This is a genomic window from Rhodopseudomonas sp. (assembly GCF_048594845.1).
Taxonomy (GTDB): domain Bacteria; phylum Pseudomonadota; class Alphaproteobacteria; order Rhizobiales; family Xanthobacteraceae; genus Rhodopseudomonas.
In genome coordinates, this window is record NZ_JBMDXE010000004.1 from 1 (window position 1) to 17,624 (window position 17,624).

The window sequence follows — 17,624 nt, forward strand, 5'->3', positions numbered from 1 at the left end:
TCGACCGCTCCGCCATCCGCGCCCGCTTCGAAGAGCGCTTCACCGCGCGGCGAATGGCGCTGGATTATCTCGCGGCGTATCGCAGCTTGATGGCGAAAGCCGAGCCGCGGTTCAGGCTGGTTTCGAGCGCCGAGTAAGCTCGCCGGCAGAGCTGACGAGTCAAACAAGGACGGCGCGGGTGACCGCGCCGTTTTCTGTTCGCTTCTGACGTTGCCACGTCAAAGACCTCATGGTGAGGAGGCGCGAAGCGCCGTCTCGAACCATGGCCACGGACACCTGTCGCCTTCATCCTTCGAGACGCCCGGCTTCGCCGGGCTCCGCAGGTTGAGGACAGTACCAGTGGAAGCGCCTGAACGCTTCGCCCCTAGCGCGCCGGAGCCCGGCGGCGCAGTAGCAGCTTTTCGAACAGCGGCAGCAGGCCTCGCGGCGTCACCATGATGACGGCGATCACCACCACGCCGTAGATGAAATAATGCAGCCCCGGAACCGCGCCGCCGAGCTGACCGCGCAGCACCTCACCGAGCGGCACCAGCAGCAGCGCGCCGAGCGCGGGGCCGAAGGCACGACCAAGGCCGCCGACGGTGGCGAACAGCACGATCTCGATGGTGATGGTTGGCGACGCCAGCTGATACGGATCGGCGAAGGTGAGATAGCGGACGTAGCATGTTCCGACGATCGAGGTCAGCACCGCCGAAATCGTCATCGAGACGATCTTGTGGCGCAGCACGTTGACGCCGATCGCCTGCGCGGCCTTCTCGTTGTCGCGGATGGTGCGCAGATAATAGCCGAGCGGCGCGTTGAGGATGGCGACGTTGATCAGCACGATCACCGCCGACAGTCCGAGCATCACCCAATAGGCGCCCTGCACGCCGCCGAACTGGAACGCCGCCACGTCGCCGGTGTCGCGCGGCAGCAGCAGGCCGGAGGCGCCGCCGAGAAACTCCCAGCCCTCGACCACGATCGCCGCCATCTCGGCGAACGCCAGCGTGATCAGCACGAACGACAGATGACCGAGCTGAAACCGGAAGTCGATCCAGGCGATCATCGCGCCGAGCGCGCCGGCCACCGCCGCCGAGATCACCAGACCAGCCCACATGTTGATGCCGAGCTTGACCTGCAGCGCCGCCGCCAACATCGCGCCGGTGCCGATGAACAGGCTGTGGGCCAGAGAGATCTGCCCGGCCATGCCGCCGACGATATTCCACGCCGACGCCAGCGCCACGTAAACAAGCGCGATGGTGAGGATGTGCAGATAGTAGCTGTTCAGCGCCAGCGGCAGCGATGCCGCGAGCAGCAGCATCACCCACAGCGCTGGCGACGCCAGCGTCTTGTAGAAGCCGTCGTTGATCATGACGTCCTCCAGGTGAGGCCTTGCGGGCGGAAGAGCATGATCAGCACGAAGATCGCATAAGGGACCAGCCGGCCGAGCGCGTCCGAGATGTAAACGGTGCCGAAGGCTTCGGCGAGACCGATGACGAGGCCGCTGAGCATGATGCTGACGAAATTGGTCATGCCGCCGAGCACGACGATCAGCAGCGTGATGACGGTATATTGCAGGCCCTGCGTCGGCTGGATCGGCGTGCCCGGCAGCAGCAGCGCGGCCGCCACTGCCAGGATGGCGACGCCGATCGCGAACGTGACGACCTGCACGCGGCCGACGTCGACACCCATCAACGCGGCGGCGCGCGCGTTCTGGTGCACGGCGCGGATCGAGCGGCCGAAATCGGTCGAGCGCAGCATCACGTAAAGCCCGATCGCCATCGCGAAGGCAACCACGCAGGCAATCACATTGGGCATCCGCAGCACCACGTCGCCGAGAATGATCAGCTTGGACTCGACGGCCGACGGCACGCGGGCCGGCTGGCCGCCGAACACCATGAGGATGCCGTTCTGCAGCAGCAGGCTGAGGCCGAGCGTGAGCTGCACGATCATCAGGAACTGATGCCCGGCCATCGGCCGTAACAGGAACCGATAGACCAGCGCGCCGATCGCCGCCATCACCGGGATGGTGATGATCGCCGAGACGTAGGGATCCATCGCGAAGGCCGAGAACAAGGCCAGCGACATGAACATCGCGAGCGAGATGAAATCGCCGTGGGCGAAATTGACGATGCCGCTGACGCCGTACACCAGCCCCATGCCGAGCGCGAGCAGCCCGTAGGTGCTGCCGATCAGAACGCCTTGCGCCAAGGCCTGCCAGAACTCGCTCACTTGATCCTCCTCACAGCCCCAGATAGGCCTGCCGCGTGCGCGGGTCGTTCTTGACGATATCGGCGTCGCCCTCGACGGCGATCTGGCCGCGCTCCAGCACGTAGCAGCGCTGGGCGTGGCGCAGCGTCAGATTGAGATTCTGCTCGACCAACAGCATCGTCAGCCCGTCCTTGTGCAGCCTGTCGATGATCTCGAAGATGTACTGCACGAACAGCGGCGACAGCCCGAGCGACGGCTCGTCCAGCATCAGCACGCGGGCTTCGGCCATCAGGCCGCGCCCGATCGCCAGCATCTGCTGCTCGCCGCCGGACAGCGTGCCGGCTGCCTGGGTCAGCCGCTCCTTGAGCCGTGGAAACAGCTCGAGCACCTTTTCCATCTGCGCCGGGCGATGCGGCCGCGCGCGATCGCAGAAGCCGCCGAGCAACAGATTTTCGCGGATGCTCATCTCCGGAAACACCAGCCGGCCCTCGGGCACCTGGATGATGCCGAGTTCGACACGCTCGCGCGCGGTGGCGCGCGTCACGTCCTTGCCCTCGAACAGGATCCGGCCGGCCATCGGCGGCACGATGCCCGACAGGCAGTTGATCAGCGTGGTCTTGCCGGCGTTGTTGGCGCCGAGCAGGCCGACGATCTCGCCGGCGGCGAGCCGCACCGAGACGTCGCGCAGCATCGGCGTTCCGCCATAGCCGGCGACCAGCCCTTCGACTTCAAGCATCGAGGTGCTCCCCGAAATACGCGTCGATCACTCGCTGGTCCTTGATGATCGCGTCGGGCGTGCCTTCGCCGATCTTCTCGCCGAAATTGATCACCACCATCCGTGTCGCCATTCGCATGATCACCGGCATCACGTGCTCGACCATCACGATGGTGACGCCGGACTGATTCAGCTCGCGGATGATCTGCATCGGCGCCTCGGTCTCGGCCATGGTGAGGCCGGCCATCACCTCGTCGAGCAGGATGCACTGCGGATCGGTGGCGACGCATTTGGCGACTTCGAGCAGCTTCTTGTCCTGCAGCGACAGCGTCGCCGGCGTCTCGTCCAGCTTGCCGCCAAGGCCGACGCGCGTCAGCACCGCGGCGGCATAGTCGGTCGCTTCACGGATCGGCCGCCGTGTCAGCGCCGCCGTGGTGACGACCTCGAGCGTCGTCATGTCGGCGAAGGTCTGGACGATCTGGAAACTGCGCACCAGACCGCGGCGCGTCAGCCGATCCGGCGAAATCCCGGTGATACGCTGGCCATCGAACCGCACCTCGCCGCTGGTCGGCGGCGCGAAGCCGGAGATGACGCTGAACAGCGTCGTCTTGCCGGCGCCGTTCGGGCCGATGATGCCGAGGATCTCGCCGCGCTCGACGGCGAAGCTGACGTCGTTGAGCGCCAGCAGCCCGCCGAACCGTTTGCAGACGTTGTCGACTTCAAGCAGCGCCACGGCTCAGCTCTTCGGGCGCGGAGCGGCCTGGGCGAACTCCTTCGGAAACACGACTTCCTGCGACTGATCGGGCATCCACTGCACCATCATGGCCGAACCGTCCTTCAGCAGCCGGTCCTCGGCGAACTGCAGGCCCTTCGGTTTGGCGACGTAGAGGTCGGGATCGCCGAACGGGATGTCGAACGTCTTGAACGATTCCAGCAGCGCCGCCGGCTCCAGCGACGAAGCCTTTTCCAGCACGCGCTGCAGCACGCGCGCGCCTTGCGCATACTGGATCGCGCCCTGGCCGATGCGGTCGATCTTGGCGACGTCGCGCAGCTCGGCGATGATCTTCTGCATCGAGTCGATCTTGGCGCCCGGGCTGAAGCCCGTCATCGCGAACAGGTTGCGCGTCAGCACCGCCTTGCCGATTTCGGGACCGAGATCCTTCCACAGCGACAGATCCGAATAGCCGCCGGTGCCGCCGACGAACAGGCTGTTGTGATAGTTGAGGTTGTAGCGCGCCTGATGCAGCAAGATGCCGTCGCGCGGCGTCACCAGGCCGGTGACGACGTCGGGCTTCAGCGAGCGGATGCGGATCATCGCCGAGGTCTGATCCTGCGCCTTGGTGTCGAGCGGCGCCTCGCCGATCACTTCGATGCCGCTCGCCTTCAGCTTCTCGACCAGGAACTTGTTGACCTGCTGGCCGGCCTCGTAGTTCGAGTAGCTCATCACCGCGGTCTTGATCGGGAATTTGCTGTCGTCGCGCAGCGACTTGATGAAGTCGTGCATCGACTGCGCATAGCCGCGATCATAGGGATAACCGAGCGAGAACATGTAGCTGGAATGCGCGCCACCGGCCCAGATCGACAGCGTGGGCACCTTCAGCTCGTCGAGCACCGGAGTCAACGCCAGCATCTGCGCGCTGAGGATGGTGCCGGTGAGCAGTTGCACCTTCTCCTCGGTGATCAGGCGCCGCGCCTCGGTGGCGGTGCGCGCCGGCTGGCTGGTATCGTCGGCCTGGAGCAGCTGGATCTTGGCGCCATCCTTGCTCTTGATACCACCGGCGTCGTTGATCTTCTTGATGATGTATTCGAACGCCGGCTGGCCTTCCTGCGCGTAGGCGGCGAGCCCACCGCTCATCGAGTTGATGACACCGACCTTGATCGGCGGCGGCGCGGCATTGGCATTGCGAATCCACGGTGCGGCGACCGTGCCGAGCACTACACCAGTGGCGCCGATTCCGAATGAGCGACGGGAAATGGACAAGCGCGTTCCTCCTGGTTGTTGTTAGTCGGCAATTGCCGCGGGCTTATAGCGGCGTGCGGGCACTGGCCCAAGTGATTGTTTTCGACATCGCGCGATCGTCACATATCTGGGCGTCAATGGCGGGCAACGACCGTCTGTCGATTTCCTGTAGACGGAATTTTCGCATCAAGCCGCCGCGACGGTCGCAGCGCCGTTGTTGATCACCACGACGTCCCGCTCCGCCACCTTGGCTCTGAACGACAGCGTACCATCGCCCTCCTTCCAGACCTCGGTGACGATGGTTTCGCCGGGATACACCGGCGAGCTGAAGCGCACCTGCATCTTCACCAGTCGCGTCGGATCGCCGTCGCAGCACAGTTCGACCAGCGCGCGGCAGACCACGCCGAAGGTGCACAGCCCGTGCAGGATCGGCTTGTCGAAGCCGGCCTTGCGCGCGACTTCGGGGTCCGCGTGCAGCGGATTGTAGTCGCCGGACAGCCGATAGATCAGGGCCGCGGTCGGCGAGGTGGCGATGCGTGATTGAAGATCCGGCGTGCGCTCGGGCAGCGAATGCGGCGCCGGCAGCGGGCCCGACGGACCGCCGAAACCGCCGTCCCCGCGCAGCATCGTGGTCGAGGTCAGTCGGCACAGCAAGTCGCAGCTAGCCTTGTCGAAAACGTCGCGCTCGGACAGCAGCACAGCGCCCTTCCCGGCCCCCTTGTCGAACAATCCGGTGACGCGCGAACGGCCGACCACCGTGCCCTTCGGCGGCAGCGGCTGGAAGATCTCGAAGCCCTGCTCCCCGTGCAGCACCTTACGCCAGTCGGCGCCGGTTTCTTCGTTGCCGAGCCAAAAGCCCGGATAGCCGAGCACGACCGACATCGACGGCAGCACCTGCAGATCCTGCTCGTAGACGTAGCGCAGTTGCCCGGCGTCGAGCGGATCGGCGCCGAGCCCGAGCCCCAGCGCATACAGCATGGTGTCGCGCTCGGTGTAGGTCTGCTCGATCTCGGGAATGGGCCAGTCGCGCAGTCGCGCCGGGTCGATTGCCATCGGGGAGCTTCCTCGTCCTTATTTTGCGGCAACTTGCCACCCGTGTCCGGCTCACGCAATATGCGAAATAGATTTTCGCAAATGATTTGAGATGCCGCCGCTGCGGCCGAGCTTCGGAGCCGCCGATGACCACCGACAAATCGCGCCGCCCGGTCAAGACGCGCCGACCTCCAGCAAAGAAGGCCCTCCGTAAGGATCAGCCGATGCAACGCGCATCGCGGCGGCCGCGCGCCGAGGCAAGCGAAAACGACGCCGGCCGGATGTTTGTGTCCGCGCTCGCCCGCGGCCTCGACGTACTCGGCGCCTTCCGCGCCGGCGATCGCGCGCTCGGCAATCAGGAACTCGCCGAGCGCACCGGCCTGCCGAAGCCGACGATTTCTCGGATGACCCACACGCTGATCCAGCTCGGCTATCTGACGTACGAGCCGCGCTCGGCAACCTATCAGCTCGGCGCACGGGCACTGGCGCTAAGCTACGCGGCACTCGCCAATCTCGACGTGCGCAAGGCGGCGCTGCCGATCATGACCCGGCTGGCCGAAGACAGCCAATTGCATGTCGGGCTCGGCACCCGCGAACGGTTGATGATGCTGAACATCGAGAGCTGTGAGAGCGACGCGCTGATCGGCCTGCGGCTGCCTCCCGGCTCGCGCGTGCCGATCGCCACCACCTCGCTCGGCCGGGCCTATCTGGCGGTGATCGGCGACGAAGAGCGTAGCGCGCTGCTGGCCGAACTGCGCGCCCATCATGGCGACGACTGGCCCAAGCTCGAAAAGGCGATCGCCCGTTCGACGCGCGAAATGAAAAAGCGCGGCTTTTGCATCTCGATCGGCGAGTGGCGCAACGACATCAACGCCGTCGGCGCCGCGATCGTGCCGCCGAACGGCGGCCCGGTCTACACGCTGAGCTTCGGCGGCCCAGCCTATCTGGTATCGCAGCAGCAACTGATCGACAAACACGGTCCTGCTTTGGCCCACGCCGCAAGAGCGATCAGCGCTGCGCTGGGCGGGTGACAAGGCTGCGCTGCCTCGGGGCTCATTGGAAGCGAGCCCCCTCCCCGTCATTCCGAGCGCAGCGAAGCAATCCAGCGCCGTGCACTGCGCTGGATTGCGTCGTCGCATCGCTCCTCGCAATGACGGCTGGGCTGACGCTTTTCCGGAGAACGAGCCTCAGTTCACCCGCCTCGCTTTGTCGTCCCAATACGGCGCCCGCAGCGCCGCCTTGTTGACCTTGTTGACGCTCGACAGCGGCAGCGGGTCGTCGCGGAAGTCGATGCTGCGCGGGACCTTGTAGTCGGCGATCGCGGCGCGGCAGAACGCGATCAGATCGTCGGCCGTGAGCGTAACGCCGGGTCTGCGCACCACTACCGCATGCACGGTCTCGCCCCATTTCGGATGCGGGATGCCAATGACCGCACATTGCGCCACGTCGGGGTGCGCCGCGATCGCGTTCTCGACCTCGATCGAATAGACGTTCTCGCCGCCCGAGATGATCATGTCCTTGATGCGGTCGGAGATATATAGATAGCCGTCAGCGTCGAACGTGCCGGAATCGCCGGTGTGCATCCAGCCGCCGCGCAGCGTCTGCGCCGTCAGCTCCGGCTGGCGCCAATACCCCATCATCACCATTGGACCGCGCACCAGGATCTCGCCGACTTCGCCCTGTGGCAGGTCACGATCATCGGCGCCGGCGATCTTCACTTCGGCCGACACGATCGGACGGCCCGCAGAGCGCAGCCGGTGGCGCGGCGCGCTCGGCAGATGATCGTCGGGCGTCAGGATGGTGGCGACCGGCGACAGCTCGGTCATGCCGTAGGATTGGCCGAACCGGATGCTCGGAAAGCGCCGCAGGCATTCCTGCAGCACCGGCTCCGGCATCGGCGAGGCGCCGTAAGTAATCAGCTTGAGGCTGGACAGATCATAGCGGTCGAGATCGGGCGACTGCAGGATCATGCCCAGCATGGTCGGCACGAAGGTCGCGACTGTTACCTTGTGGCGGCTGATCGCCTCAAGCACGTCGGCCGGCGTAAACCGCGGGATCACCACGTGGCGGCCGCCCATGACCGACGTCGTATAAACCCGCGCGCCAGCGCCGAGATGAAACAACGGCCCCGCATGCAGCGCCACGGTGCGCTCGTCGAAGCCGAACGCCATCGCGGTCACCACCGCATTGACCCACAGATTGCGGTGGCTGAGCATGACGCCCTTGGCCCGGCCGGTGGTGCCGCCGGTGTAGAACAGACAGGCGAGATCTTCGCCGCCGCGGCCGGCGTCGGCGCAAGGCGACGTCTCGGCGATCAGTTGCTCGTAGGCGCGGACATGCGGCAATCCCGACGCCGGCGCATCGGCGATCACGCCGCGCAGCGACGGACAAGCAGCGGCGAGTTGCATGGCGGTGTCAAGGAACGGCGCGTCGCAAATCAGCAGTGATGGCTCGGCGTCGGTGATCTGCTCGATCATCTCCGGCAGCGCAAAGCGCGAATTGACCGGCACCACGACGCCGCCGGCCCACAGCACCGAGAAGTAGCTCTCGACATAAGCGCCGCCGTTGGCCGCGAGGATTGCGACGCGATCACCCGGCGCGATGCCGAGCCGCCGCAACGCCGCGGCCAAGCGCGCGATGCGATCTTGCAGCTCGCCGTGGCTGAAGCTGCGCTCCGGCGTCACCAGCGCGGTTTCGTGCGCGCGGAAGGAAGCGGCCTTGCGGAGGCCGGCGGTGAGCTGCATGAGTTTCCGTCCCGGAGATGTACTGTTTTGTCGCAATCCTAGCATTGCGAAAATCGATTTCGCAAATGGCGCGGCGATGCGTTAGGCTGCGGACAACGACAAAAGGGATGGGAACATGTCAGCCGAAGCCGCCGCAGGCGATGCCGTGATTTTCGACCGCCGCGACGACGTGATGATCGTCCGGCTCAACAGTCCGGCGAGCCGCAATGCACTGCAGCCCGCCGTCAAACATCATCTCGAAACCCGCATCCCGGAATTGCTCGACGACCCCACGGTGCGCTGCCTGGTGATCACCGGCACCGGCGAGTCATTCTGCGCCGGCGGCGATATCAGCAACATGGGCGAGCGCGGCGCGCCGCAGGTGCGGCGGCGTATGCAGGCGACGCACGCGTGGGCGCAGCGGCTGCTCACCGCCGAGAAGCCGGTGATCGCCGCGGTGAACGGCTCCGCGGCCGGCGCCGGCTTCTCGCTGGCGCTGCTCTGCGACATCGTGCTGATGGCGGATCAGGCGTATTTTCGCGCCGCGTTCCCCGGTCTCGGCGCAGCGCCGGATCTCGGTCTAGCTTTGACGCTGCCGCGCGCAATCGGCGCGATGCGCGCCAAGGACATTCTGCTCACCAACCGCCGCGTCGAGGCGGACGAAGCGCTGGCGCTCGGCATCGCCAAGCGCGTGGTGCCGGCCGCCGAACTGCTCGACGCCGCAGTAGCGCTCGCAGCCGAACTCGCCGCCGGGCCGGCGACGTCGCTGGGTCTGACCAAGATGCTGGTCAACGGCGCGTTCGAACCGATCGAGCAATTCTTCGCGCTGGAATCTTTCGCGCAGGGGGTCGCGTTCGGCAGCGAGGAATTCGCCGAGGGCGTCGCGGCGTTTCTCGGCAAGCGCAAGCCGGCATTCAAGGCCAAGCGCTGACGATCGACATCACCGCTTGGCGCCGGCCCGACAGTTGTAGGCCCTGCGAAAACCGGCAGCCTTGGCGTCGTCTTCCGAGCAGAACCAACGGTTCGGCTTTTCCAGGCTGGCGTAGCTTGGGCAGCCACGCAGCTGATAGACGCCGACATTGCCGGTGAGCCGCGCCCGCTTGGCGAGCTTGCCCTTGATGGTGCAGCCGTCCGGCGCCGGCGGCATGTCGGGAAACATCACATCGAGCATCGCCGTCTTGCGATCGTCGCGGCAGGCGGCGCCGAGCAGCGGCGCGGTCTTGTCCCAGCGCCGGAAACTCGTCGGGGCCACGAAGCAGCCCTTCCACAACGACAGCCGCTCGTCCTTCGCCTTGGCTTCGTCGGCGGCGAACCGCCCCTTGGAGTCGGCATTCAATGCAAGCCCGGCCTGCACCAGGCGTTGACTGAGCCCGAGGCTATCGCCTGCAATCGTGCAGGCGCCCACCCGCCGACCATTGAACATCGGATCCGGCCCGAGATCGCGGCAACTGACGGCGCGGCCGGCGATCAGCTTCACCACCGCGTCGCGGGTTTCGACGCCGCACGCCGATGGATCGGCAAATTCATTGATGCAGCGTTGATCAAGTTCCGACGCGTCGATGCCGTCAAGGCGATAGGTGACGTTGCCGATTTGCAGCGTCGCGGCGTCCTTGACCACGACATCTGCAGCCAACGCCGGCCCACCGACCAGCAATGCCAGCATCACAATGACCGCAAACATCCTCGCCCTCTCAGCCATGCCCACGCGGCGCTCGACGCCGTCGGGCCAGCTATAGCGCGATTCCGGACGGGCGCAGCAGTAAACGCAGCCGCGCCGCGGTTTTCAGCAGGGAGCAGCGAGGGTCAGTAATCGTAGTCGCGGATGACCGAATCCCAGAACGAGGGCGGCGGGGTCCGGCGCCATTCGCCGACGGGAGCGTAGCGCGGGCCACAACCGCCGCAGCTTCCGGTCGGGACCAGATGCTGCACATATTGCGGCGGCGCTTCGACCCAGATCACCGGGGGCGCCTGCGGAATGCCGATCGGGCGCGGTGCGTAGACCACGTGCGGGCGCGGAGCAGGCCGGTAGCCCGGTCGATACGGCGCCGCATAATCGGCGGCCATCGCCCATGACGAGGTCACGACAGTCGCCAGCAGCGGCAACAGCAATTTCACAATACGCACGACGCTACTCCACTCACGACCAGATTCGCAGCGTCGCACGAGATGGTAAACAAAGCCTGCAGCCGCCTCCCGTGGCCCGGCGTCAACGCATGGGGCATGGCCGCACCAGACCGCTTCCCGCCGCCCGGGCCGCTTGCTAGAAGTCGCGCATGTCCGACACGCCCTCCCAAGAGGCCTTGCTCGCCGTCGAGCAGAAGGCCAATCTGATCAAGCTCCGTCGCTCGGTGCACGGCGCCCTCATCGGCCTGCAACTCGACCGCTACGCACCGGGTGAGGCCTGGAGCAGCCTGCCCTATCATCCAGTGTTCGTCGGCGACACCCGCACCGGCGTGATCCATGGCGGCGTCGTGACCCTGATGCTCGACGAGAGCTGCGGCATGGCCGTGCAGTTCGCGCTGCAGAGCACGCAGGCGATCGCGACGCTGGATCTGCGGATCGACTATCTGCGACCGGCGACGCCGGGCCAGGCGATCCGCGCGCACGCGCATTGCTATCACGTTACGCGCTCGATCGCCTTCGTACGGGCAACTGCCTATCAGGACTCCGAATCCGATCCGATCGCCAGCGCCACCGCGATGTTCATGATCGGCGCAAACCGCACCGACATGCTGCGGCAGGAGCCGAAGGTGAAGTTCGAGACACCGCCGCCGCTGGAGGCGCCAGACGACGACAACGGTCCGCTGGCGATCAGCCCGTATGCGCGCTTCCTCGGCATCCGCGTCGACGACGAGGCCAACACGGTGATGCCGTATGATCCGAAGCAGATCGGCAATCCGATTTTGCCGGCGCTGCATGGCGGCGTGATCGGGGCCTTTCTCGAAACCGCATCGATCCTCAAGGTGCACCGCGAGATCGGCCTCGCCACCGCGCCAAAGCCGATCGGCCTCACCGTGAACTATCTGCGCTCCGGGCGGCCGATCGACACCTTCTCCCGCGTGTCGATCGTCAAGCAGGGGCGCCGCGTCGTTGCTTTCGAAGCGCAGGCCTATCAGTCCGATCCCGACAAGCCGATCGCCTCCTGCTACGGCCATTTCAAGCTGCGGCCGCACGGCGACGGCGCGACCGAACCAGCGGAAGCTTGACCGGTTTTGCAGGGCAGCCTTAAGCGCGGATTCACCAACGCTCGGAACCTGCCCCAGGGCTTCACCGGGGATTCAGTTTTGGTCGAATAGGTCTCGTTCTCAACAGGTATCGGTTGACCGCCAGCATGGTCTTGGCGGCAAACCGCACCGACTTCGAGACCCGCAAGATGACGCCGGACAGCAAAGTCGCGAACACCGTCTATGTCGAGTTCGTGCGCTTGCTCTACACCGCGCGCTGGCCCATCGTCGTCGTCGGCACCGCCATCCTGATGGTCGGCGCCGCGGTCGGCTATCAGACCGGCGACCAGATCAGTCCGGCGATCGGCGTGGCGGGTATGCTTGTGACGCTCGCGCGGCTGTCGCTGTGTGTCGCATTCGACCGCACCTTTGACCGGCGAACGCTCGATCTGGCATCCGCCAAAGTGTGGGAGCGCCGGCTGGCGATCGGCGTGATCTCGACCGGAATCTGCATCGGCGGCTTCGCGCTGCGCTGCTTTCTGCTGCCGGATCTCACCGCCCATATGGTCGCGAGCGGCCTTGTGTTCGGCTATTGCGCCGGCACCACAACGCGGTTTTCGATCCGGCCGTGGATCGTCAAGGCCAGCCTCGCAGTTTCGGTGATCCCGGCTGTCGGCGCGGCGCTGTGGAATTTCGACCTGATGCATACCGCACAGGCGCTGCTATTCCTGATTTTCTTCTTCGGCGGCTTCGAGCTGATCGTCTACATTCACGACACCACCAAGGAGCAGCTCACGCTGCGCGCCGAGGCGGCGCATCTGGCGCGCGCCGACGTGCTTACCAAGCTGCCGAACCGGCTGCATTTGTCCGAACATTTCAACGAGGCTGCGGCCCGGCTGGAGCGCCACGGCGAAGGCTTCGCGGTGATCTGCATCGACCTGGATTTTTTCAAGGAAGCCAATGACCGCTTCGGCCACGCGGCCGGCGACGAAATCCTGCGGATCGTCGCGATGCGCCTGACCGGGCTGCTACGTCCCAGTGACCTTGCCGCGCGCACAGGCGGCGACGAATTCATCGTGATCCAGGCGGATGTCGATACGCCCGATCACGTCGAAGCGCTGTGCACCCGGATTATTGCGGCCGTTTCGGCGCCGTACATCATCGACGGTCACGTCGTGGTGCTCGGCGCCAGCGTCGGCGCGGCGTTGGCGCCAGACGATGGCACTTCGCTCGACGCGCTACTCGGCAAGGCCGACGCGGCGCTCTATGCCGCCAAGCGCAAACGCGCCGACAAGCATCGTTCGATCCCGGTGGTCACCGAGACCATCCCGCTGGCGCCGGAATTCTGCGAAACGCGCGCCGGTGATACAGCTACGCAAAACGCCGAAGGCGCGTCCGAGCCGATGTTCAACTCGCCGCGCTAGGCGCCCGGCCGCCGTCGACCAGCCGCCAGACCTGACAGGCGATCATCAGATCCTCGTCGGTCGGAATCACCCACACCGACACCTTGCTTTCGTCGCTGCTGATCCGCCCCGCGCCGGAGAGGTTCGTGTTGGCGTGACCATCGAGCACGACGCCGAGCCAGGCCGCCTGCGCGCAGACCCGCCGACGGATCTCCGCAGCGCGCTCGCCAATGCCGGCGGTGAACACCAGCGCGTCCAGCCCGCCGAGCGCCGCGGTGAGCGAGCCGAGTTCGCGGCCGATGCGATAGACGAACAACGCGATGGCTTCCTCAGCGCGCGGATCCTCGCTCGCGAGTAGTGTGCGCATGTCGTCGCTGATGCCGGAGACACCGAGCAGGCCGGACTGGCGATACAGCAGATCGCTGATCGCGGCGGGCGTCATGCCCTTCTGCTCCAAGAGATACAACACCACACCGGGATCGAGCACGCCGGTGCGGCTGCCCATCATCAGGCCGTCGAGCGCGGTGAAGCCCATCGAAGTGGCGATACTCTTGCCCGCACGCATCGCGCACATGCTGGCGCCGGCGCCGAGATGCCCGACGACGACGCGGCCATCGGCGATCTCCTGCCCCGCCACCGCGGGCAGCTGGCTAGCGATGTACTCGTAAGAGATGCCGTGAAAGCCGTAGCGTCGCACGCCCTGCGCGGTGAGCTCGCGCGGCAGCGCGAACCAAGTAGCGACCGGCGGCAAATGGTGATGGAACGCGGTGTCGAAGCAGGCGACCTGCGGCAGTTTCGGGTGCAGCTTCGCGAGCGCCTCGATCGCCGCGACGCTGTGCGGCTGATGCAGCGGCGCCAGCGGAATGAAGCTGCGTAGCTGCTCGATCACCCCCGAATCGATCCGGGCCGGCGCGTCGAACTTGTCGCCGCCATGGACTACACGATGCCCCGCCGCGGCGATCCGCCGGTCGGGGAAATTCTGTTCGATCCAGCCGATCAGCGTCGCGATCGCATCGTCATGGCCGGCCCCCTCCGGCAGATAAGCGTCGTGCACCGTCGCGCCGGCGCGGTCGACCACCTTGTGGTGCGGGCGATGGCCGAGGCTGCCGATGCCGCCTTCGCAGATCAGATGATCCTGAGTGGGTTCAGTATGCGCCTCGTACAGGGCGAACTTGATGCTAGACGAGCCGGCATTGAGCACGAGCAGCACATCGCTCATGCGCCGCCTCCGGCCGCCAGGCTGGGCAGCGCCGCCGCCCGGTGTCGCGCCATCAGCAGGCCGATCGCGCAGGAGCCGAGCCGCGCCAGCGTCTTGTCGGCCCGGCTGGTAAGGATGATCGGCACGCGGGCGCCGAGCACGATGCCGGCGACATGCGCGCGCGCCAGATATTCGAGCTGCTTGGCCAGCATGTTGCCGGCCTCGAGATCCGGCACCACGAAGATGTCGGCGCGGCCGGCGACCGGCGAGACGATGCCCTTGGTCTTGGCCGCTTCCGCCGACACCGCGTTGTCGAACGCCAGCGGCCCATCGAGAATGCCGCCGGTGATCTGGCCGCGCTCCGCCATCTTGCACAGCGCCGCGGCGTCCAGCGTCGAGCGGATGCTTTCGGTGACAGTCTCGACCGCCGACAGGATCGCCACCCGCGGCTGTTCGATGCAGAGCGCATGCGCCAGATCGATCGCGTTCTGGATGATATCGCGTTTGTCGGTCAGCGTCGGATAGATGTTGATCGCCGCGTCGGTGACCAGCAGCGCGCGCGGATAGTCCGGCGCATCCACCGCATAGACGTGGCTGATGCGCCGCGCCGTGCGCAGGCCGAGCGCCGGATCGACCACCGCCCGCATCAGCTCGTCAGTGTGCAGCGCGCCCTTCATCAGCGCCTCGACCTGACCGGCGCGGGCCATCGCCACCGCAGCAGCCGCAGCCGCATCGCTGTGCTCGGTCGCGACGACCTCGTAGGCCGAGAGATCAACCGACGCCTGTGCCGCAGCCGCGCGGATCTTCGCCTCGGGACCGACCAGCACCGGCACGATCAGTCCGGCGAGTTGCGCCTCGACGGCACCGAGCAGCGACGGCGTGTCGACCGGATGCACCACCGCGACGCGCAGCGGCTCCAGCCCTTGTGTCATCTCGATCAGCCGCTCGTAGCGCCGCGCGGCCGGGTGCAGGTCGATCTCCGGCAACTGCACGCGTGGCCGGCTGATCTTCTCGCTCGGCGCGATCACTTCGGCCAGGCCGACGATCACCTCCTGATCGTTCTGGTTGGTGGCGCGGCAATCCAGCAGCAAGCGCTTCTTGGCTTCGTTCTTCTCCTTGACGGTCACCGTCACGGTGACCGTGTCGCCGAGCAGCACCGGGCGGACGAAGCGCAGGGACTGGTCGAGATAGATCGTGCCGGGCCCGGGCAGTTGGGTGCCGAGCAGCGTCGAGATCAGCGAGCCGCCCCACATGCCGTGCGCCACCACCTGGTGGAAGTGATCGCTCTTGGCGAAGGCGGCGTCGACATGCATCGGGTTGACGTCGCCGGACATCACCGCGAACACCTCGATGTCGCGATAGGTCAGCGTGCGCACCAGGCTCGCGGTGTCCCCCACCGCGATCTCGTCGAAGGTGCGGTTCCGGATCTGCTCCATGAAATTCTCCAGCCGGCGATCAGCCGACGACGTGATAGCCGGCGTCGATGTACTCGATGTTGCCGGTCAGGGCGCGCGCAGCATCGCCGACCAGAAAGGCCGCGACATGGCCGACGTCCTCGATACTGACGAGCTGATGCGCAGGGGCGCGGGCGCGGGTGCGCTCCATCAGCTCATCGAAATGGCCGATACCGGAGGCCGCGCGGGTCTTCAGCGGCCCCGGCGACAGCGCGTGCACGCGGATCCGCTTCGGCGCCAGCTCGGCCGCCATGTAGCGCACCGAACTCTCCAGCGCGGCCTTCACCGGCCCCATCAGATTGTAGTCTTCGACCACCTTCTCGGAGCCGTAAAACGACACGGTGAGCAAGCAGCCACCATCCGGCATCAGCGGCTCGGCGAGTTTCGCCATCCGGATGAAGGAATGACAGGACACGTCCATTGCCATCGCGAAGCCGGCTTGCGAGCAATCGACGACTCGCCCGTGCAGATCGTCCTTCGGCGCGAAAGCGATCGAGTGCAGCAGGAAATCGAGCCGGCCCCAGCGCTCGGCAATCTGCGCGAACACCGCTTCGAGCTGCCCGGGCTCCCGCACATCGCAGGGCAGAACGATGTCGCTGCCGAGTTGCTCGGCGAGCGGCGCCACATAGGGCCGTGCCTTGTCGTTGAGATAGGTGACGGCGAGATCGGCGCCGGCATCGCGAAAGGCGCGGGCGCAGCCGAACGCGATGCTGTCCGCGTTGGCGATACCGACCACCAGGCCCTTCTTGCCGTGCAGGGGTGCTGATTGTGTCATGGCAGAGTCCTAACGCGCTTGCTGTGTCATGCCCATGACCGACGCTGTTCGACCATCGGCCAATGCACGCGGGCCACACACTCGGCAGCACCACGCTCAGCGCACTACTTCGCGAGTTGCCGCCGCAGTTTCAACAGCTCCTTGCGCCGCGCCGGCGAGGTTTCCGGATAGGACATCTTCAAATCTTCGATGGTTTCCAGAATGACCTGCGACACGATCAGCCGCGTATTCTGCTTGTCGTCGGCCGGGACGACGTACCAGGGCGAGTCGTCGGAGCTGGTCTCGGTGAGACAGTGCTCGTAGGCCTCCATGTAGTCGTCCCAGTATTTGCGCTCCTCGATGTCGGCGGCGCTGAACTTCCAGTTCTTGTCGGGCTCGTCGATCCGGGCCAGGAAGCGCTTGCGCTGCTCCTCTTTGGAGAGATGCAGGAAGAATTTGACGATCCTGGTGCCGTTGGCATGCAGATGCTTCTCCGCGTCCCGGATCGAGCGATAGCGTTTGTGCCAGAACTGCTTGCCGGCCGGCCCGTTCGGCACCGCCTCGCTCTTCAGGATCTCGGGGTGAACGCGGACGATCAGCACCTCCTCGTAGTAGGAGCGGTTGAAGATGCCGATCCGGCCGCGCTCCGGCAGATCGCGGGTGGTCCGCCACAGAAAATCGTGCTGCAGTTCGGTGGCGCTTGGGTGCTTGAAGCTGAACACCTGGCAGCCCTGCGGATTGACGCCGGACATCACGTGCTGGATCGCGCCGTCCTTGCCGGCCGCGTCCATCGCCTGAAAGATCAGCAGGATGGCGTGGCGGTTGCTGGCATAAAGCAGCTTCTGCTGTTCCGCCAACCGGGCCACATGGCCCCGCAGCATTTCCTGGTAGTTTTCCTTGGATTCGTAGAACGGGTCGACCAGCGTCGGCCATTTGTCGAGGTCGACCTTGCTGCCTTCCTCGACGCGAAACTGCTTGGTCTTGATCTTCATCCGGTTCTTCCACTCCGCGGCCGGCCCCGGATCACGGGG

The 17,624-nt window shown here is 65.9% G+C and carries 17 protein-coding genes and 1 pseudogene; 5 read left to right on the forward strand and 13 right to left on the reverse strand.

Annotated elements, in window-relative coordinates:
* Positions 1-137: pseudogene (locus ACOJTD_RS00115) on the forward strand (glycosyltransferase family 4 protein); the annotation flags it as partial.
* Positions 138-364: 227 nt separating this feature from the next.
* Here the strand turns inward: ACOJTD_RS00115 and ACOJTD_RS00120 are convergent.
* From ACOJTD_RS00120 to ACOJTD_RS00145, 6 genes are all read right to left on the reverse strand, one after another.
* Positions 365-1,351 carry a branched-chain amino acid ABC transporter permease gene (locus ACOJTD_RS00120; protein ID WP_420130920.1) on the reverse strand — a complete coding sequence of 329 codons (987 nt, stop codon included), beginning with the start codon at positions 1,349-1,351 and terminating at the stop codon, positions 365-367.
* Complete coding sequence (locus ACOJTD_RS00125; RefSeq protein WP_420130921.1) at positions 1,348-2,211, reverse strand: branched-chain amino acid ABC transporter permease; 864 nt, start codon at positions 2,209-2,211, stop codon at positions 1,348-1,350. Before ACOJTD_RS00125 ends, ACOJTD_RS00120 begins: the two co-directional genes overlap by 4 nt.
* Before the next feature lie 10 nt (positions 2,212-2,221).
* Positions 2,222-2,926: an ABC transporter ATP-binding protein gene (locus ACOJTD_RS00130; RefSeq protein ID WP_420130922.1), complete on the reverse strand. Its 705-nt coding sequence runs from the start codon at positions 2,924-2,926 to the stop codon at positions 2,222-2,224.
* Positions 2,919-3,638 carry an ABC transporter ATP-binding protein gene (locus ACOJTD_RS00135; protein WP_420130923.1) on the reverse strand — a complete coding sequence of 240 codons (720 nt, stop codon included), beginning with the start codon at positions 3,636-3,638 and terminating at the stop codon, positions 2,919-2,921. The genes ACOJTD_RS00130 and ACOJTD_RS00135 overlap by 8 nt, the downstream gene beginning before the upstream one ends.
* Positions 3,639-3,641: 3 nt before the next feature.
* Complete coding sequence (locus tag ACOJTD_RS00140) at positions 3,642-4,886, reverse strand: ABC transporter substrate-binding protein (RefSeq protein WP_420130924.1); 1,245 nt, start codon at positions 4,884-4,886, stop codon at positions 3,642-3,644.
* A gap of 165 nt (positions 4,887-5,051) precedes the next feature.
* Positions 5,052-5,918: a MaoC/PaaZ C-terminal domain-containing protein gene (locus ACOJTD_RS00145; protein WP_420130925.1), complete on the reverse strand. Its 867-nt coding sequence runs from the start codon at positions 5,916-5,918 to the stop codon at positions 5,052-5,054.
* Positions 5,919-6,121: 203 nt separating this feature from the next.
* On the opposite strand from ACOJTD_RS00145, the gene ACOJTD_RS00150 reads away from it, so the two are divergent.
* The gene (locus ACOJTD_RS00150) at positions 6,122-6,928 is read left to right on the forward strand and encodes an IclR family transcriptional regulator (protein ID WP_420130926.1); all 807 of its coding nucleotides are present in this window, start codon (positions 6,122-6,124) and stop codon (positions 6,926-6,928) included.
* A 156-nt stretch (positions 6,929-7,084) separates the two neighbouring features.
* On the opposite strand, the gene ACOJTD_RS00155 is transcribed toward ACOJTD_RS00150, so the two are convergent.
* Entirely contained in the window at positions 7,085-8,641 is a 1,557-nt protein-coding gene (locus ACOJTD_RS00155; RefSeq protein WP_420130927.1) for a class I adenylate-forming enzyme family protein, read from the reverse strand.
* A gap of 115 nt (positions 8,642-8,756) precedes the next feature.
* Here ACOJTD_RS00155 and ACOJTD_RS00160 point away from each other — a divergent pair, with 115 nt between their 5' ends.
* Positions 8,757-9,551 (forward strand): enoyl-CoA hydratase/isomerase family protein, encoded by a 795-nt coding sequence (locus tag ACOJTD_RS00160; RefSeq protein WP_420130928.1) that lies wholly within the window; start codon positions 8,757-8,759, stop codon positions 9,549-9,551.
* 9 nt (positions 9,552-9,560) lie between these two features.
* Here ACOJTD_RS00160 and ACOJTD_RS00165 read toward each other — a convergent pair whose 3' ends face one another.
* Positions 9,561-10,301 carry a thermonuclease family protein gene (locus ACOJTD_RS00165; protein WP_420130929.1) on the reverse strand — a complete coding sequence of 247 codons (741 nt, stop codon included), beginning with the start codon at positions 10,299-10,301 and terminating at the stop codon, positions 9,561-9,563.
* Between the two features lie 122 nt (positions 10,302-10,423).
* Positions 10,424-10,744, reverse strand: a complete 321-nt coding sequence (locus tag ACOJTD_RS00170) for a hypothetical protein (protein ID WP_420130930.1) — start codon at positions 10,742-10,744, stop codon at positions 10,424-10,426.
* 149 nt (positions 10,745-10,893) lie between these two features.
* On the opposite strand from ACOJTD_RS00170, the gene ACOJTD_RS00175 reads away from it, so the two are divergent.
* Positions 10,894-11,826, forward strand: coding sequence for a hotdog domain-containing protein (locus tag ACOJTD_RS00175; RefSeq protein WP_420130931.1), 933 nt, complete (start codon positions 10,894-10,896; stop codon positions 11,824-11,826).
* A gap of 125 nt (positions 11,827-11,951) precedes the next feature.
* Positions 11,952-13,208, forward strand: coding sequence for a diguanylate cyclase domain-containing protein (locus ACOJTD_RS00180; RefSeq protein WP_420130932.1), 1,257 nt, complete (start codon positions 11,952-11,954; stop codon positions 13,206-13,208).
* On the opposite strand, the gene ACOJTD_RS00185 is transcribed toward ACOJTD_RS00180, so the two are convergent.
* From ACOJTD_RS00185 to ACOJTD_RS00200, 4 genes are all read right to left on the reverse strand, one after another.
* Positions 13,192-14,406 (reverse strand): acetate/propionate family kinase, encoded by a 1,215-nt coding sequence (locus ACOJTD_RS00185; RefSeq protein ID WP_420130933.1) that lies wholly within the window; start codon positions 14,404-14,406, stop codon positions 13,192-13,194. The genes ACOJTD_RS00180 and ACOJTD_RS00185 overlap by 17 nt on opposite strands.
* Positions 14,403-15,821 (reverse strand): bifunctional enoyl-CoA hydratase/phosphate acetyltransferase, encoded by a 1,419-nt coding sequence (locus ACOJTD_RS00190; RefSeq protein ID WP_420130934.1) that lies wholly within the window; start codon positions 15,819-15,821, stop codon positions 14,403-14,405. Before ACOJTD_RS00190 ends, ACOJTD_RS00185 begins: the two co-directional genes overlap by 4 nt.
* Before the next feature lie 19 nt (positions 15,822-15,840).
* The gene (fabI, locus tag ACOJTD_RS00195) at positions 15,841-16,614 is read right to left on the reverse strand and encodes an enoyl-ACP reductase FabI (protein WP_420130935.1); all 774 of its coding nucleotides are present in this window, start codon (positions 16,612-16,614) and stop codon (positions 15,841-15,843) included.
* 104 nt (positions 16,615-16,718) lie between these two features.
* The gene (locus tag ACOJTD_RS00200) at positions 16,719-17,585 is read right to left on the reverse strand and encodes an ADP-polyphosphate phosphotransferase (protein WP_420130936.1); all 867 of its coding nucleotides are present in this window, start codon (positions 17,583-17,585) and stop codon (positions 16,719-16,721) included.
* Positions 17,586-17,624 lie beyond the last annotated feature (39 nt).

Coding starts and splice junctions, on each gene's coding strand:
- ACOJTD_RS00175 (WP_420130931.1), top strand. CDS start 10,894: ATGTCCGACACGCCCTCCCAAGAGGCCTTGCTCGCCGTCGAGCAGAAG.
- ACOJTD_RS00180 (WP_420130932.1), top strand. CDS start 11,952: ATGGTCTTGGCGGCAAACCGCACCGACTTCGAGACCCGCAAGATGACG.
- ACOJTD_RS00190 (WP_420130934.1), bottom strand. CDS start 15,821: ATGGAGCAGATCCGGAACCGCACCTTCGACGAGATCGCGGTGGGGGAC.
- ACOJTD_RS00130 (WP_420130922.1), bottom strand. CDS start 2,926: ATGCTTGAAGTCGAAGGGCTGGTCGCCGGCTATGGCGGAACGCCGATG.
- fabI (WP_420130935.1), bottom strand. CDS start 16,614: ATGACACAATCAGCACCCCTGCACGGCAAGAAGGGCCTGGTGGTCGGT.
- ACOJTD_RS00145 (WP_420130925.1), bottom strand. CDS start 5,918: ATGGCAATCGACCCGGCGCGACTGCGCGACTGGCCCATTCCCGAGATC.
- ACOJTD_RS00200 (WP_420130936.1), bottom strand. CDS start 17,585: ATGAAGATCAAGACCAAGCAGTTTCGCGTCGAGGAAGGCAGCAAGGTC.
- ACOJTD_RS00155 (WP_420130927.1), bottom strand. CDS start 8,641: ATGCAGCTCACCGCCGGCCTCCGCAAGGCCGCTTCCTTCCGCGCGCAC.
- ACOJTD_RS00120 (WP_420130920.1), bottom strand. CDS start 1,351: ATGATCAACGACGGCTTCTACAAGACGCTGGCGTCGCCAGCGCTGTGG.
- ACOJTD_RS00150 (WP_420130926.1), top strand. CDS start 6,122: ATGCAACGCGCATCGCGGCGGCCGCGCGCCGAGGCAAGCGAAAACGAC.
- ACOJTD_RS00185 (WP_420130933.1), bottom strand. CDS start 14,406: ATGAGCGATGTGCTGCTCGTGCTCAATGCCGGCTCGTCTAGCATCAAG.
- ACOJTD_RS00160 (WP_420130928.1), top strand. CDS start 8,757: ATGTCAGCCGAAGCCGCCGCAGGCGATGCCGTGATTTTCGACCGCCGC.
- ACOJTD_RS00165 (WP_420130929.1), bottom strand. CDS start 10,301: ATGTTTGCGGTCATTGTGATGCTGGCATTGCTGGTCGGTGGGCCGGCG.